The organism is Leptospira sarikeiensis, from assembly GCF_004769615.1.
In the GTDB taxonomy this organism is placed as follows: domain Bacteria; phylum Spirochaetota; class Leptospiria; order Leptospirales; family Leptospiraceae; genus Leptospira_B; species Leptospira_B sarikeiensis.
Genome location: NZ_RQGF01000007.1, coordinates 137,217 through 154,185, shown reverse-complemented (window position 1 = coordinate 154,185; position 16,969 = coordinate 137,217). Strand labels below are relative to the sequence as shown.

General features: G+C 38.0%; 3 protein-coding genes. All 3 read left to right on the top strand.

Features of this window, described 5'->3' with window-relative positions; genetic code table 11:
• The first annotated feature begins 383 nt into the window (after window positions 1-383).
• Genes EHQ64_RS01765 through EHQ64_RS01755 form a run of 3 tightly spaced genes read left to right on the top strand, consistent with a single transcriptional unit; the run spans window position 384 to window position 16,929 of the window.
• Window positions 384-4,880 carry an LIC12048 family lipoprotein gene (locus tag EHQ64_RS01765; RefSeq protein ID WP_342775322.1) on the top strand — a complete coding sequence of 1,499 codons (4,497 nt, stop codon included), beginning with the start codon at window positions 384-386 and terminating at the stop codon, window positions 4,878-4,880.
• Window positions 4,881-4,890: 10 nt separating this feature from the next.
• Window positions 4,891-9,366 carry an LIC12048 family lipoprotein gene (locus EHQ64_RS01760; protein WP_135647790.1) on the top strand — a complete coding sequence of 1,492 codons (4,476 nt, stop codon included), beginning with the start codon at window positions 4,891-4,893 and terminating at the stop codon, window positions 9,364-9,366.
• A 36-nt stretch (window positions 9,367-9,402) separates the two neighbouring features.
• Entirely contained in the window at window positions 9,403-16,929 is a 7,527-nt protein-coding gene (locus EHQ64_RS01755; protein WP_135647789.1) for a SpvB/TcaC N-terminal domain-containing protein, read from the top strand.
• The last annotated feature ends 40 nt before the right edge of the window (window positions 16,930-16,969 follow it).

The window sequence follows — 16,969 nt, the reverse complement described above, 5'->3', positions numbered from 1 at the left end:
GGCCAAGAGAAATCTTGGCCTTTTTTGTATCCAGAAAAGGATATTCCTTCTTCATTCTCTTTTATCCTAATTATTTTTAGAATATATTTCTGATTATATATTATTTATATTAAATAATTATAATATAAATAATCATACAATTTATCCCAATTTGGATAGCTTCAATAATTAGTTTTGAAAAATTTTATAAATTATTAAAAATTAATAGACAGCAGTTGATATATTTCTTCATTCTCGGCATCGTCGGATTTTGTCTTTAGTTGGATTTGCAATGTTCTTTATTGAACATGAAGATGATAGCCAAAATATATAATGCGATAGATTGGTTTTAATATCATAAAAGTATAATTCGTTTTAGATCACGATATAGTTTGGAGATTTGGATGTTTGTTATGTGTTTTTTGAGAAGATTCTATATTTTTTTTATTATGACATTTTTGATCTCCACCTGTTCGAACCCTTTTGACTGGGAAAAACGAGCGAATGTCGATCTCAGTAAGGCAACTTGGCTAATGGCGCGGAATGTGCCGCTTATTACTGATAAAGGCGGCAGTCCTGGTGGAACTTCTCCTGTCGTCCAAGTCGATGAATTATTTAATTCTCCTCCTGGAGCAAAAGTGAAAATTTCCAGTCTAGGTGGAGCAATCGACCCCACCGGAACAAGTATCACCAACGATTTCGACGGAGACGGGATTCTTAATTCTGATGAGACTACTACAAACGTATGGGTGTCTGATTATCCAAAAGTTGAAACGATTATAGCGCCACCTATTACGATGAAGGTTACTGTAGAAAAAGAAAGCGGTACGGTTACTGAAGATTTAACGAACGAAATTAATTCGGATGATTTCGAATCAGGAAAAAGTCAGGGTTCGGAAAAAATTCACCAAAGCGAGATGAACCTTAAGACTGTACAATTCCAAGATCAGTATAGTTCATTCTCTCAAAATGCAGGTTCTTATGACACAACTACTTCTGTTGGATATAACGGAGGAATTGGGCCTGTCCAGGCTGGAATGAACTATAGCGCGAGTGTGAATTCTAGTTGGGATAATAAAAATTCTTTATCAACTGTTACGACAAAATGGGCTGACAAGCCGTTTAAAAATAATATCGATTCGGATGCCTTGAACTTAAAGGCAAACTCTTCTAGTCAGAAAGCAAGAAAATATAGATCGGATCGATCTCAGAAAACAGAGACAAATTTTACTACGAAACCGGATGGAGGATACGTCCGAGCAGCTTTGTATATCAAAAATGATTCCGTTAACATGCCAGTTAAGCTTAGTAATATTCTTTGCTCGTTAATGTTTGAGACATCAAATGGTGATCTTATTCCTGTCAGAAGTTTTGAACTTTTAAAAGCAGATGGGAGTAACTTCGAAATTGAAGTTTACGGAGGAACAGAGTTTGGTCCGTACGTAGTAGAGAATATCGGCCTAAATGCATACGAAGTAGAAAGGGCAATTGCCTTTGGCTACAATCCTAAAATCTTCATCGTAGATTATAAAATGACTCACGTTAAGGATTCTAATTATAAATCTACTTTATTGAACTTTACCGGAAATAATCTTAAAATTATCGAAGAGAACTCAAAAGGGAGAACCTCTTTGATAAAAGCCATCGGCCCGAATTTCAGAGAAATGTATAGGGTGGCTGCATTTGAAGCGGAAGGTGCTAACAATGAAAATGATATTTGTAAAGTTACGAATGCTACTTCTCTTTCTCCCGGAATTACTTTAGAGAAGGCGTTAAGGCGTCTTAAATGCTCGGGATTGGAAATTGAATTCGAAAATTATGTATTAGATTTTTCAGATATAGCTCCATCTCTGGGGGAATCGAAACTTCATTTACGAGGAATAAAATCTTTTGCAGGTATTTCATCTACTGTTCCTTGCGAAATGCAGACCAACGTAGTTGGTTCGGATGGGCAGTCTAGAACTGCATGTGTTCAGAAGCCGTATGAACAATGGTCAGAAAATGATAAAAATAATGCGGGTGTTTGGGTCGTTTACTCAAAAGGGAAATATTATTCTCCTACTGCATATTATATGGATGGAAGTGGTTCAAGCGCCGAACCTAGAAAATTTAACGGAAGTGAAACAAATCCAACCTTTATGGTTAAGGGGGTTGAATCTACGATATGGGCAGGGGATACTTATGACATCGTTTTCATTTCATTAAAAGACTTGATTCAAAAGCAAAAACAATTCGGTACAAATCCTTTGGAAACCGGAAGTCAGTATAGAGTAAATACTACTTGGGATCTTGATTCTCTTGGAGAAGATCTATATTATCCTAATAAAAAATCTTTGTTTTTAGGAGATGCAGGATTTGGAGAGAAAGTTCAATTACAGATTAAGTTAGACAGTACTAAATACCTAACCCCTAACTTCGGAATTCCGGATGGAGCGGGTTTATTTCAATACTTCACGAATTTTACTTATAATCAACAACAGATCCTGGATCAGAAATTCAAATGGTGGGAGGCAATGGATTTTGAGGTCAGTTTGGGTTTTGGTGGTACTAAAACTGAATGGTTGCATGTGATCCGAGATGTAGGTAATGGCACAAACGATCCAGGACAGGAATTTAAACTCCAAAATTGTGGTCGAACATTAGACTTCAATACTCAAAACTTTTTTCTTTGTTTAGTTTTGCCTAAAAAACATCCGTTTGTAGATGCTAGTGTTAGCCTTATTAAACTTTATATAAGGCCTTCTTTAAATAATGCTTATAGACGTACAATCTGGCCTTTACGTTTTTCTGAAGTTAGAAAAATACGCGGGGAATTGTATGCCCCTGCTTTAGAGGGAGCAACAACTTTACTCGTTGATAATTCTAGTATCGTTTCGGACGGAGGAACTGCATTTTTAGCGAACGATCAGCTTCGAATTTTTGGAAGTTCAGCCGTATATACAATTAATAATGTCGAAGATCATTCATGTGATCTTGCCCATCCTGAGAATCCATCTGTTTGCAAAATTATAACTTTAACAACTCCCATATCGACTACAATACCTAAGACTAGTACGGTTTTTGTTTATGCTGGTCTTACTGCTCCCGCAATGAGACTTACTGTCGAAAACGGATTCTTTGATGATTGGAATTTACAATATGCGAACATTCCGTATGGGCAATGGATAACTCCTCAACTAGTTCCTCTTGTTCCTACGAACGGGAATGCAAATTGCGCAAATGCGAGTTCTTATTTCTACCCGAGCTGCTTAGGTTTTAATGCTGATCCAATCGCAATGAATTGGATGGGAAGTTATAATTTGGGAGTGGCGCATTGGAATTCTTGGGCGGATGCGAATAAACTGAATACATTCATGTCGAATGGAGGTTTGAATCTTCAGACGAATACTGGTAGAATTTTTCAGTTAGACACTCCTAAGTCTGATTTTTCTTTTATGAAGAATTCACAGACGCTTATTCCTTCGGCAACATCCGAGCCTATGACCATTACGAATCAGGATGGGCAATCTCTTAATATTTGGAAAAGTGGAACATCATTGGTGGGTAGGGTCTATAATATGAAGACCAAAACCTTTGGTCCTTATACCACGATTACTTTGACCGCTCCATCTAAGAGCATATTGAAACAAACTTTGGATGGAAATATATTCTTAATTTACGATACAAGTACATCCGTTTCTTTAACTAAGTTTACAATCGCTCCTGATAATACATTTAGTTTTCAGTCTAACACAATCACGACAACGAGAGCCTTGGCTGCTGGTTCTACTTCATATTTCGATATTGCGGCTGCAGGAACATATTCTTTGGTAGTTTGGAATCATTCGACTACGACTTCCGGGAGTACTACTTATTTACTAAAGGGACGATTAATTAATTCCGCAGGAGCCCCTGTCAATGCCGCCGATATAACGATAGCAACTAACACTGGAATTACCGCTACATCGAATCCACAGATGATGGTAGTGGCGGAAGCGATTACAAATTCTAAGGTGCTGGTTTCTTATGCAGTGACTATCGCAACTGCGACTCCAACGTATGCAATCAGTAGTATTAATTGCGACGATATCGCTACACCTGGATCTACGAATTCTGCGCCAACTTTCAATACAGTGAGAGCAGTTGTTGCAAGTGGGACGTCCGGAACAGTCTCTGCTTTATCAGTAGTCGGTGCAAGTACAGCTACTAACTCTGTGTATCGTGGAATGGTTGTATGGCAGGATGGGGCAGGCGCAATTTCTGGCCGTAGTGTGAATTTAGATACAGGAAGTGCCGGAGCATTAATTGGTGCTAGTAATACCGTTTTGGTAGATACAACCGGGGGTGTTAATTCTAATTTAAAAACGGCTTTTTCTCCAATATATAATTCAGCTTTAATTACATATACCAAGTCAAATGGGGTCTTTGCGAGATCCGTAAGTATCGCAACGAGTTCGGTGAACGGAAATGCTATTGCATTAAGTCCATCTACAACTTCAGCTTCTTTGCGTAAACCGGTGAATGCATCTATAATTTATGCAGACACGGCGACTCCAAAATTTGCAGTTACTTGGGAGAATACGGATTCGATCTTAAATAAAAAATCCATTCGAGCAAGAGTTGGAACTCTCCAAAGCGGAATTGCGACCGCTGATGGTACTTCAGAAATATTTGTTAGTGCAATCAATGATGTCGATCAAACCGCGCCTTCAATAGCAGGGCTTCGCTGGACTGATGTGAATAGTGTAGCTCAAAATAAGATACTTTTTACGTGGTTATATAATAGTCCGAGTTTTGCAGAAGTGAAAGGATATCTATTGGATTTGAACTATAATCCTACAATTCCATACGGTTCGAATAATTTCTTCATCTCCCCTTTGATAGAACGTGAGTATCTTTTGAAAGCTCAGTTGGTTTTTTGAGGTATAGGTCATGAGAAATTATATTATAAATTTAAATAAATTAGAAGTATTGAATATGTTTTCACTTGTAACCTTCTTGCAAAAAAAACGCGGTTGTTATGTTAAAAAATTTAGATCAAATAGTTTAAATATAATAGTTATTTCAATTCTTTGCACAATCTCATCTATTTCCTGCTCAGGTGAATGGTTATGGGGAAAGGGTGATGTAAATTTATCAAAGGCGACTTGGCTAGCTGCAAGAGAAATCCCTTTAATAACGGATAAAGGAGGGATTCCAGGTGGAGGTCCGACCGTCACTCCGGTGGATAATCTTTTCAAGTTGGCTCCGGGTACTAAGGTAAATGTTGCCGCCTTAGGCGGTACTATAGATCCGACGGGAACGAATATTGTGAACGATTTCGACGGCGATGGTATTTTGAATGTAAACGAAACTACAACTAATGTTTGGGTCGCTGATTTTCCTCAGGTTGAGTCAGTAATTGCCACCCCAATCACTATGCAGGTCGCTGTTGAAATGACAGATCATTCTAGCGAATCTGAAATTAGTAGTGAAATCAATTCGAATGATATTAGCTCAGGAAAAACAGAAGGTTCTGAAAAGATCCATCAAAATGAATTGGCATTAAAAACTGTTCAGTTCCAAGACCAATACAGTGTGAGTACTGAGAATTCCGGATCCTTGGGAGTTTCATTCTCCATGGGGCAGAATGCAGGAGTATCTGATTCAAAAGAAGGGGATAGTCATGGAGGTTCAAATCCAAGTCTGGCTTCTGCCGGATTCAATTATGGGGTTAGTGTAAGTGGGAGTTGGGACAATAAACATTCCTTGTCCACAACGACTACAAAGTGGGCAGATCGACCATTTAAGAATAATATTGACTCTGCTGCTCAAAATTTGAAGGCAAACTCTGCGAGCCAAAAGGCTAGACAATTCCGCACTGAAAAGGCCACTAAGTCTGAACAAGGCCTAAAGACTAAATCGAATGGTGGATATGTCAGAGCTGCTCTGTATATAAAGAACAACTCGGTCAACATGCCGGTTAAATTAAGTCATATACTTTGCTCTTTAATGTTCGAGGCACCTAACGGAGATTTGATCCCCGTAAGAAGTTTCGAATTGTATAAAGCAGACGGAAGTAATTTCGAAGTCGAGGTATATGGAGGAACTGAATTTGGTCCTTATGTAGTTGAAAATATTGGCTTAAACGGTTTTGAAGTAGAGAGAGCGATTGCATCAGGATATAATCCAAAAATTTATATCGTGGATTATGTAATGACTCATGTTGCAGATTCTAACTATAAATCTTCTTTGCTTAATTTCTCGGGAGATAATCTCAAAATTATTGAAGAGAATTCGAAGGGAAGAACCGCACTCGTAAAAATTATTGGACCAAGCATTCGGGATATGCATAGGGTAGCTGCATTCGATGCAATCGGAGAAAATAATACAGATCCTTGCGATCTCAATATAGCAACCCAGATGTCTCCAGGGATATCCCTAGAGAATGCACTAAAAAGGATCGGCTGTTCTGGAACGGAGATTGAATTCGGTAATTATGTCCTCGATTTCTCTGAAATTGCCCCTACATTAAATGAACCTAAACTTTTTATGAGAGGAATTAAATCCATTGGGGGAATTAGGAATACTATTCCCTGTGTAGATACACCTAGTGTAGGATCAGATGGTCAGTTAAGAACTGCTTGCGTTCAAAAGCCGATCTCGCAGTGGACTGAGGCTGAGTTTAATACTGCAGGAGTTTGGGCAGTATATTCCAAAGGAAAATACTATTCTCCTTTATCTTTCTATATGGATGGGACTGGATCCACTGCGACTCAGAGAAAATTTAATTCTGATTCTAGCTTACCTGCATTTATGGTATTGGGGGTCGATGCGAATATTTGGGCGGGCGACATATATGATATCGTTTATATTTCCGCTAAGGATCTTCTTCTGAAGCAAAAACAATTTGGAACAAATCCTTTAGAAACTTTAGCAACATATAAGGTTAATACAAGTTGGGATAGTGAAACTACTGGGAAAAATCCGTATTATCCGGAAACCCAATCTTTATTCTTAGGTGATGCGGGATTTGGCGAAAAAATCCAACTTAAGATAAAGTTAGATAAAACAAGATACTTGAATCCGAATTTCGGAACTTCTCAAACTGTAGGCAATCAGCAGTATTTTACGAACTTCACATATAATAATCAATTAGTGAATAAGAAGTTTGAATACAATCAATTCCCTGATTTTGAAATAAGTCTCGGCTTTGGAGGTGAGAGGACCGACTGGTTGCATATAGTCAAAGATCTTGGTACTTCCGCAGAGGATATGAAGCCCAAAAATTGCGGAACCAGTATAGATTTTGACAATCAAGTCTATAATGCATGTATAGAATTACCTAAAACACATCCTTATGTGGATCCAAATGTGGGGATTATAAAAGTATATATTCGTCCTGCTTTAAACACTGCATATCGGCGAGTTGCTTGGCCGTTAAGAGCTTTGGATGTAAGAAAGGTCCAAGGTCCTTTATTTAGCCAGGCCGTAGAAGGAGATCAAAGTATTCTAATCTCTAAAGATTATACTGTTAAAGAAGGTTTTGCTGGATTTGATACAAACGATACGATCAAAATTTTTGGAGATCCTAATTCTTATGTAGTATCTTCCGCAGTAGAGCAGTTATGCGAACTTGGGACAGTAAATCTTTCAGTTTGTTATAAATTGAATTTAACTACTCCTATTAAGATTGTAAGTAATCGTTTTAATTATGTTTATTCGATGGTAGGGATAAATAATCCATCCATGAGATTTGTAGTAGAATCCGGCTTTTACACAGATTGGAATTCTCAGTATGGAACATATCCTTCTTATGCGGATTGGGATTTATCTAAGAAAGTATCTCTTTTAAATGGAAATGGAACAGTGAATTGTAGTTCCAATTTATTTCATCCAACCTGTTTAGGGATCAATACAGACTTTACTCCCGTGAATTGGATCGGTGCTTATAATCAAGGAGTAGCCAAATGGAATTCTTGGGCAGACGCAGGTTATTTTTCTAAATTTCTTGATAATGGGGTACCTAAACAAACAAGCCAATCTGGAAAGTCTTTTGGTTTAGAAGTTGCTAATACACCTTTTCAAATTTCTACTTTTTATTCGAGTAATGTCCCACAGGTTGTATCATATGGAGATGTAGCCCTTGCTGTTTGGAACCAAACTGAAGAAGGAGTATTTTATACCATATATGGACAATATTTTAATTTATCTACTGGACTACCCTTACAGAATAAATTCATTATAAATACCTCCCCAAACCCTGATATTCCGAAAGTGAAAATAAAGGGGAGTAAGGCCGTTATAGCTTGGACGAATGGAGATCGAAATACCGGCTATATAAGAGCTTACAATTTAATTACTAAAGCAGCAGAGACTTCGGAAATTTCATTTCCAATTCCTAGACCATTTCCTTGCGACCAGTTCTGCACTTTATTATTTGTGTCTACACATTTAGAAATTGTTGGAAATCGTATTTTATTCTTTTACGCCAGAAACTGGAATTTGTCAGGTGCCCCAACAAGTGATATGAAATACAGGATTACTGGTACTTCGGTGAGGCTCGACACTTGGCAAGTTGAATCGAATGATTTTCTAGTAATGCAATCATACTTCGGTACCGGTTCCGGGACGATTACTGCAACTGAAGGAAATCGGATCCTACTTTCTTCCGTGATCCAATATCCAGGCGGAGGTAGCACTGGAAAAGCAATCAATTACGGGCTTTTCTCTACTGATTCTTTGGGATTAGTTGCATCCGGAGATTTACAAGAAGGGAATGTATTACCAACCTACGTTGCATTTGCAAATGGTAAGGGGATCATAACGTATTCGGCTGGAATTGCAGGAAATAAGCTTCAAACTTTAAATGCAGAAACTGGCGCATTATTGTCGAATTCAAGTATTCCAAAACTTCCATATTATGCCAATTGTGCTCGTATCAATAACTCATTAGCTTGTACGGATTCTACGGACAATATTTCAAATGTGAAGCTGATCGACTTGGAAACCGGGCAATATTTAAATAAAAATTATATACTGCTCGATAATTCTGGTGCTTTTAGCGGAAGTTTTTCTCCTCCCGTTCTGTTGAATGATGGGGTCGTATTATTCATCTCGAACGAATACATTCCTGCCGCAGGTAAATATTTTATAACGGGAAGAAGAGTTAATATTCCTTTGGAAACAGTTATCGACAAAGTGTCCTTCAGACTATACGAAGGAACTATCTCGATCGATGCTCTCAATTCATACGTCACTTATGGACCAATGGGTTTTTGGGTTGGTGGCGATTTCGATAATCATTCTATCGTTGGTTTATATCTGAACATAAACACTCCGAATCGCCCTCGCTTTGGTTTAAACAACTTCTTTATCGCTCCCTTGATTGATAGGGACTACACAATACAGGCTCAGATCTCGTTTTAGTTTGGAGGAATTTATCGAGGAATAAGGGCAATACAGATGAGATTTAGTTTCTTTGGAAAATTTGCTATTTGCATCTTATTCCTTTTCTCTTCCTGTACTGGAGGAGGAAATTTTCTATCCAGATTGTTTCCGGGAGCGTTTGCACCTCATACAAGTTTATTATCTCCGGGATCAGCTCCTGCTCCGGAAGGAAGTGATCTTTTTTCGATCTCAACGAATTATAGTGAAGCGATTGATGATCCGGAAACTAAAGCGGACCCTTTATCCGGATCAATTCTAATTTCTCCACCTGAACCAAATCATTTTGGAGCGGTTAGTTTTAGTTATCCGTTCGATATTCCAGAGGGACGGGCAGGAATGAGCCCTACACTTGGGCTTTCTTATTCAAGTTCGGGTGGAGATGGATGGGTCGGTATAGGTTGGAGTCTGGGTCTAGGTGCCATCACTCGAACACCAGAGTTTGGGGCTATATTCTATGATTCCAGGGACACTTTCTCATGGAATGGACAGAAATTAATTAAAATTTCAGGACCAACTGGATCTGAAAACGGGACTTACAGGCCGGAGATTGCGGACTCGGATTTTTCTACATTAAAACTCACTAATGTAGAATCCGGAGGAGTTTGGGAAGTTTTAGACTCGTCGGGAAAGAAGTCCATTTATGGGGATAGTGCTTCCAATCGGGTTTACGATCCGAATAGGATAAATCGCACATACAGCTGGTATCTTTGCAAAGAAGAAGATTTGAACGGAAATTATCTACAGGTGATTTACGATACTTCGAATTATTCCGAAAATCGTTCTTTATATATCCAAGAGATAAGATATACAGGAAATACTCGAAGTGGAAGTAGTCCCAAACAATACATAAAATTTTTTACTAAAAATAGAACAAATCCTTATCTTTCTAAGGCTCCCGGATTTCTGACTAAAATGGATCGCCTTTTGGATTCGATGGAAATCGGATGGAATGGAGGAAAATTATGGAAGTATAATTTTGTATACGATACTTCCTTCGATTCCGGAAGGCCTATACTTAAAACGGTAGAATCTGACCGGCATACTACTAAACCCGAATTCAATTATACGAATTCCGAAAGAAAGCTAGTTTGGAAAAATATTCAAAACGGGGCCTCCAATGAGCCCGAACCTTCTCCAAATCAGACTGAATATTTTGAAGGTGATTTTAACGGTGATGGCCTTTCCGATATTGTTTTCTTTAATCCGGAAAATGGAAATTGGAAAGCTGCTGAAGGTAAAAAAGAAGGCGGTTATAGCTTTAAACTTTATGGAAATAAATACCAAGGTTATAAAGGCGCTTCGAAAATACTTTTTTTTAAGGGAAATGTAAGCGGGGACTATAACGGGGACGGTAGATCTGATATAGCTTTTTATCTTCCTGAAACCGGAGATTTTATTGTAGCCGAACATACGGGGCAAGTATTCCAATTTCGTAATTATGGAAAATTAACTAACGGCATTCCGGACATTTTTAGAATGGAATGGTTTCCCGGAGATTATGATGGAAATGGTCTATCGGATTCTGTTCTTTTTGACGAGCCGACTGGACAGTGGATACTGATGTTGAATAAAGGAGGTCGATTTGAGTTCCTAAAGTTCGCAAAGAAGTTCCAAAACTTATTTAAAAACGATTATAATCCGAATTCGAATTTGGACAGTGCATCGACTTCCGATGAGTCAATAGAAGGAAAAGACAGAAGTAAAATTTTCTTTCTAAATGGCGATTACAATGGAGATGGAAGGACAGATATTTCCTTTTACGATTCCAGAAATGGTAAATGGTTTGTAGGAGAAAATCATAGGACCGAAGATAAATCAGATCCTATTTATTTCAAGATCCAATGGAAATTATATAAAACTTTCTCTGCTCCTGAACAGGCTCTTTTCACAAATGATAAATTTTCCGGAGATTTTAACGGGGACGGATTTTCGGATTTTCTAATATTCGATCGAGCCTCTGGTGATTGGATTTTAGGGGAGACAGGGGACGGAACGATCAGCTTTCGTGTTTGGTCAAAAGCTCCTCAATTCAAAGAAATTACTCGATGGGTACAAGGAGATTTTAATGGAGATGGCAAATCTGATATAGGATTTTTTTCCGTAACGGACGGAAAGTTTTGGATTGGTGAATCCACTTTGAATGGATTTCGTTATAAGGCCTATAGTGATATGCAATATGGTCCGGATCAGGAAAGGGTAATGAAAACACCTCTTCCGAAAGACGAGGTAAAAATTTCTAACCAATCCGTATCTGTTTCATTTTTAAATAATACTAAAACTCTTTTGCTCGATTATCAATATGATGCAAATCCGAATACAAATAGGGGAGAGTTAGTATTTCCCGGTTGCTTTACTGCGAATGATTGTAGCTCTTCTCCTGAACTTTTGATCTATGATCGTAAATCCGCCGCTTTTGATTTTAAACAAGGAAGCAATTTTACAGAAAGAGTGTTGTTGGATTTTAATCCTGAATCTTCTGAAATTACTCTTCCATTCGGTGGTAAAGCGGATCGTTATTCTCAAAATGCAAAGGATGAGATACTTTATTATCAAAAATCGGGAAATGTAAATAAATTCAGGATTATAAAACAAACCGGAACAAACGTATTCGATTTGGCTGATTTTATAAATGTAACAGACTCACAGGTTACGAATTTTCATCCGAAGGAAAGTGCATATGTAGCCGATCATTTTGAATCAACTACATATAGATCTATTTTGATTTTAGATGATCAGAATGGAGCGGATATGGGAAGATTCGTTCTTGCTGGTCCAGGGGGAGTCAAGTTTTTAACTCCAGACGGGACCGCTGTTACTTCAAACTATCTCGGAAATCTTTTCCAAAACGGGACTTCAAAAAATAGGCAAGACCGAAAAAGTTTCAGTTTCTTCTCCGGGAACTTTACTTCTTCCAATTCACTTGCTCAAATTCTTTTAGTAGATAGAAGTAATCCTACGCACAAATGGTATTTAGGTACAATAGATATATCTAATTCGAAGATTACTTTTATCGCATTAAATGGAAATGTAAATTTATCTTTTAATGCTTCTGAATTTGATTCAGCGTCTCCTGCTGGGATTTTGTATTCATTGAGGTCAGAAGGAGTTGGGCAAGGCGCTTCTATTGTATTTGGAGATAAAAGTGATTCTGGATACGTATTTTATAAAATAAAAATCGCAGGTAATACAGTATCTTACGTAACTTATTCTCTGAATCAGATCTCATTTAACAATTTATTCGATACGAATGGGAATCCGATCGTATCGATCGGAGAAGATACGAAATTATACGATTTATCTCAAGGAAAAATGATTTCGTTGCCAGCAAACGTGATACCTAAAACTATTACTCGCCCAGATTTGATCGCTCAGGTCTATGTATTCCAATGGATCCAAGGGGATTATAACGGGGACGGGTTGACTGATATAGGGATCATACATCTTAAAGAGCCAAATTGGTATTTTGCTCTATCTTCTGGGACAGTTCCGGATATCATTGAAAGTGTAAAGAATGGAATAGGAGGGATTTATAAATTTGAATATGAAGATTCTGTAAAATTCGATAATACCGGAGGGGATGGAATACCGGATTTACCGAATTCATATCGGGTTTGTACGAAAATTAGCTTAGATGACGGATTAGGAAATATTATCCCAAAAACATATGATTATGAAGGCGGAGTATATTTTTCTTCCTTTATAAATGATAAATTGGAAACGGACTATTTCGGCTTTGGTAAGTTTACTGTTCAGGACGCTTACGGTTCTCGAACGGTTCATACTTACAACATCCAGCCTTTTGTAAATTTTTTAGATAATAGAGCATTGGCCGGTGCAGAAAAGGAAATGCATATAATCGGTGCCGATAATCAAGATTATGGTTCGGTGCAATACTCGTATGAAATCAAACATATCGAAACTTTGCCTGGAATTATAAGTTATCTCAGAAATATAACTAAATCAGAAAAAAGTCAAAAAGGGACGCCTACTCAAACAATCGCAAATTCAATCATTTTGGACGGATATTCGATTACAAAAAGAATCGAGACTATTACGGATAAATATTCGGATTCTGCACATCCTGTTCAAATTACGATCCAGGCTACAGATTTTGAGACCAATTCGACTACGAATCAAACCAGACCGAAAAAAGTTGTAATGTATCAAGGGGCTGCAAATGAACTTACGAATACATTCACTTACGATACTTGGGGAAATTTAACTCGCGCAGTAACCAGCTATACTGGGAGTGGATTACCTTCAGTATCTGCAAAGATAACGGAAAACGAATATGATACGTATGGAAATAAGATCCAAGTAAAAGATTCGAGTTCAAGTCCGAATAGAGGAACGAATTTCGAATTCGATAATGAACTTCATCAATTCATAACTAAAAGGACGGATTTTGGAGGATCAGTTCAGCTCATAAATCGTTTTAGCATAAATTATGAGAAAGCCTTTGGACTTCCGGATGATTCTACAGATCCGAATGGTAACAAAAGTTATTTCGAATATGATAATTTCGGAAGATTAATCGAATCCAGCGCGGACACAGAGAATGGAGTCAAAACCTTAGCTAATTATGAGTATAACTCGAATTTTCCTTTAAGATCAAAAACTACTTTTCCATCCGGAACAGGAGATCCGGATTTTATCCTGAGTTCTTATAAGGATGGAATGGGTAGAATCATTCATACTATTAAAACAGGATCGAGCGGACAATATGTAAGGTCCGGAAAAATCATTTACGACGGAAATGGACAAGTTTCCCGATTGGGGCAACCTGATTGGGCTAGTGCAAGCGAATTGGATTCTTTTGCTTTGAATGCAAACGAAAAAAATCCTAGCAAATTCCAGTATGATCCGGTTGGTAGGATCAAGAAAACAATTCTTCCTGTTGCAGCAGGAGAAACGGAAGAAACAACCATAACTATTACCTATAATGATCCTTTCGAAGTTGTCGAAACCCATAGTGGAGGTACTAGTAAAAGAACAATAAAAGATTCAAGCGGCAGGATTCTTTATATAGAAGATTTTGGTTCGGATGGGACTCAGGCTAAGATCGGCTTCTGCTTTGATCTTGCGGGAAAAATGCTCAAGAAGTCGGACCTGAATGATGGCGGGGCCTTATCCTGTGATACAAACGGGATCAATATAAAAGATACGTCAGGGAAAAACCAAGCATATTGGTTGTATGATGCATTTGGGAGATTGAAGAAGAATAGTGATCCCGATTTTGGGGTAAGCACGGCTGTCTATAACGCATTCGGTGATCGAACCCAAATTGTAGACGCTAGAGGTATTCTTACAAATCTCACTTATGATTCTATCGGGAGAATGAGCACAAAAGATACTCCGGAAGGAACCACTTATTTCGATTATGATAGCGGCTCCGGATCAGAGAACACAGTTGGAAAATTAGTAAAAGTAGAAGACTCGATTCAAAAGAAAACGTTTAGTTACGATAAATTAGGTCGTACTAAGAAAGAGACCAGAAATATTAAAAATCTGACAATCGATCTTGCAGACGGACCTTACATTACGGAATACAAATATGATTTACTAGGTCGAGTCTCGTCTATCGATTATCCTGAACATCCAGTAAGTCATACTCGAATGAAAGCCTGTTATACCTATGGAACTGCAGGCTATATTTCCGGGATTTCGGTTCAGGTCAATACGAACGGTGTGCTTCCAGGCTACTGTAGCAAGGCGATAGTTGAAAATATAACCTATAATGAATTCGGGCAGACTGCCGGATTTGGTCTTGGAAATGGAGTTCAAACGAATTATACATACGATACAAAACAGAGATTAGTACGGATCAATTCGACTGGTGAAGTAGGAGGAAATACAAAGACCCTGCAAGACGCAGTTTATGCATTTAATAGCCGAAATAATATTACATCTATTACTAATTCATCTTCGGAATATACGACTTCATACAACTATGACTACGACGGATTGAATCGACTTGTAACCGCAAATGGCCAGTACCAAGAATCTGCAGATAATTATACCAAAACGTTCCGCCAAAGTTTTTCTTATGCAAAAAACGGGAATCTTCTCTCGAAACGAAATCATAATTTTAACGATAATACCCTTGTAGATGAATGGAATTACCAATATTCCAACCACCAAGTCACTCATATAGATTCTACTCAAAGTGGAAATGATCGCTTGGTCATGAGCTACGATGCCTCCGGAAATATGACCTATCAAAGGGATAATTTCAAGGATCTGACCAAGACGATTACAGTAGATTCCCAAAATAGAATTACTCAAGTCCAAGACGCACTGAATACGGCGATCGGAAATTATTGGTATGACGAAGGTGGGTTTAGAGTTAGAAAGAAGGGAGTTATTCCAAACGGAGCCACAGTTAAGAATCAGGAAATTCTATATCCAAGTAAATTCTACGGACTCGAATATTCAGAAGAAACGAATATTCTAAGTTCGATCAATAACGTTTATCTAAATGGAGTTCGGATTGCAGCACTGAATGAAGATGGGATTACAGCTTACTTCCTAACGGATCAAGTGGATTCTGTGTCACATGTTTTGGATGAAGCAGGACAGACTCTCAGTCGTATTCAATACGAGCCATATGGGGAGACCTTAGTTCAGAGAGGAACATTAGATTTTTCTCCTAAGTATAATTCTCAGGAATTAGACCAGGAGACTAATTTCTATTTTTATAATGCACGCTATTATGATCCTCAGATTGCTAGGTTTACAAGTGCAGACATTGTGATTGATGGAGCTCGCAATACACAAGGTTGGAATAGATTCTCTTACGTTGCTGGAAATCCAATTAGATATCGGGATCCGACTGGGCATTGGTCGACTATGGATATTGGCTATACTAGATTTAGCCGTTCGGAAGTTAAATTCGTTCGCAATGTCTTATTCGAACCAGTACATCAAATGGCAGTAGAAAATGTTCTAAGTTCAGAATTTTCTAAAGAGGAAATTAAACTATTGCAGGAAAGACAAGTTGAAATGGACAAGAAGCAAGGAGCTAACGTTCAACACACACATGCTCTGTCTGACTCGGGAGCAGGAAGTTATTCGTATTTTTCATATAATGGGTATACTTTACCTTTCCTGAATTTCGAAAGTTGGCAAAACAAAAAAGAAATACACATTGATTTGGCGGAAAAATTCATGAAAGACCGGATGACTTCTGCTTTAAAATTGAAGAAAAATCATCGCGGAAAGTCCATTGAGGCATTGGGGGATGCGATTCATACTGCTCAAGATGCCACTTCTCCGTCACACAAACCATTCCAAGATTGGAAGAAACAGCTTCCAGGTATAAAACACGTTCTCGGAGAAAATTGGTATCCAAGAGCAGGTACTATTGAGAGAAGCATGCTTGAGGGAGTTACCAGATGGTTGGCCGACATTTACTTAGGAAAAGCCAAAATGCCGGAGAAATTTTTCAATCAAGATGGTACTATTAATTTACCAAAACAATATTATACCATTGGTCCACAACAAGCACAGCCTCCAGTCGCTACTAAACCTAAGGTAAAGTAAGCGATTGAACTTTTTATTCTTCAAAGAGAGTAAGGATGAA

What these genes read in the sequence shown, in the direction of transcription:
- EHQ64_RS01755 (WP_135647789.1), top strand. Translation starts at nt 9,403, where the DNA reads ATGAGATTTAGTTTCTTTGGAAAATTTGCTATTTGCATCTTATTCCTT.
- EHQ64_RS01760 (WP_135647790.1), top strand. Translation starts at nt 4,891, where the DNA reads ATGAGAAATTATATTATAAATTTAAATAAATTAGAAGTATTGAATATG.
- EHQ64_RS01765 (WP_342775322.1), top strand. Translation starts at nt 384, where the DNA reads ATGTTTGTTATGTGTTTTTTGAGAAGATTCTATATTTTTTTTATTATG.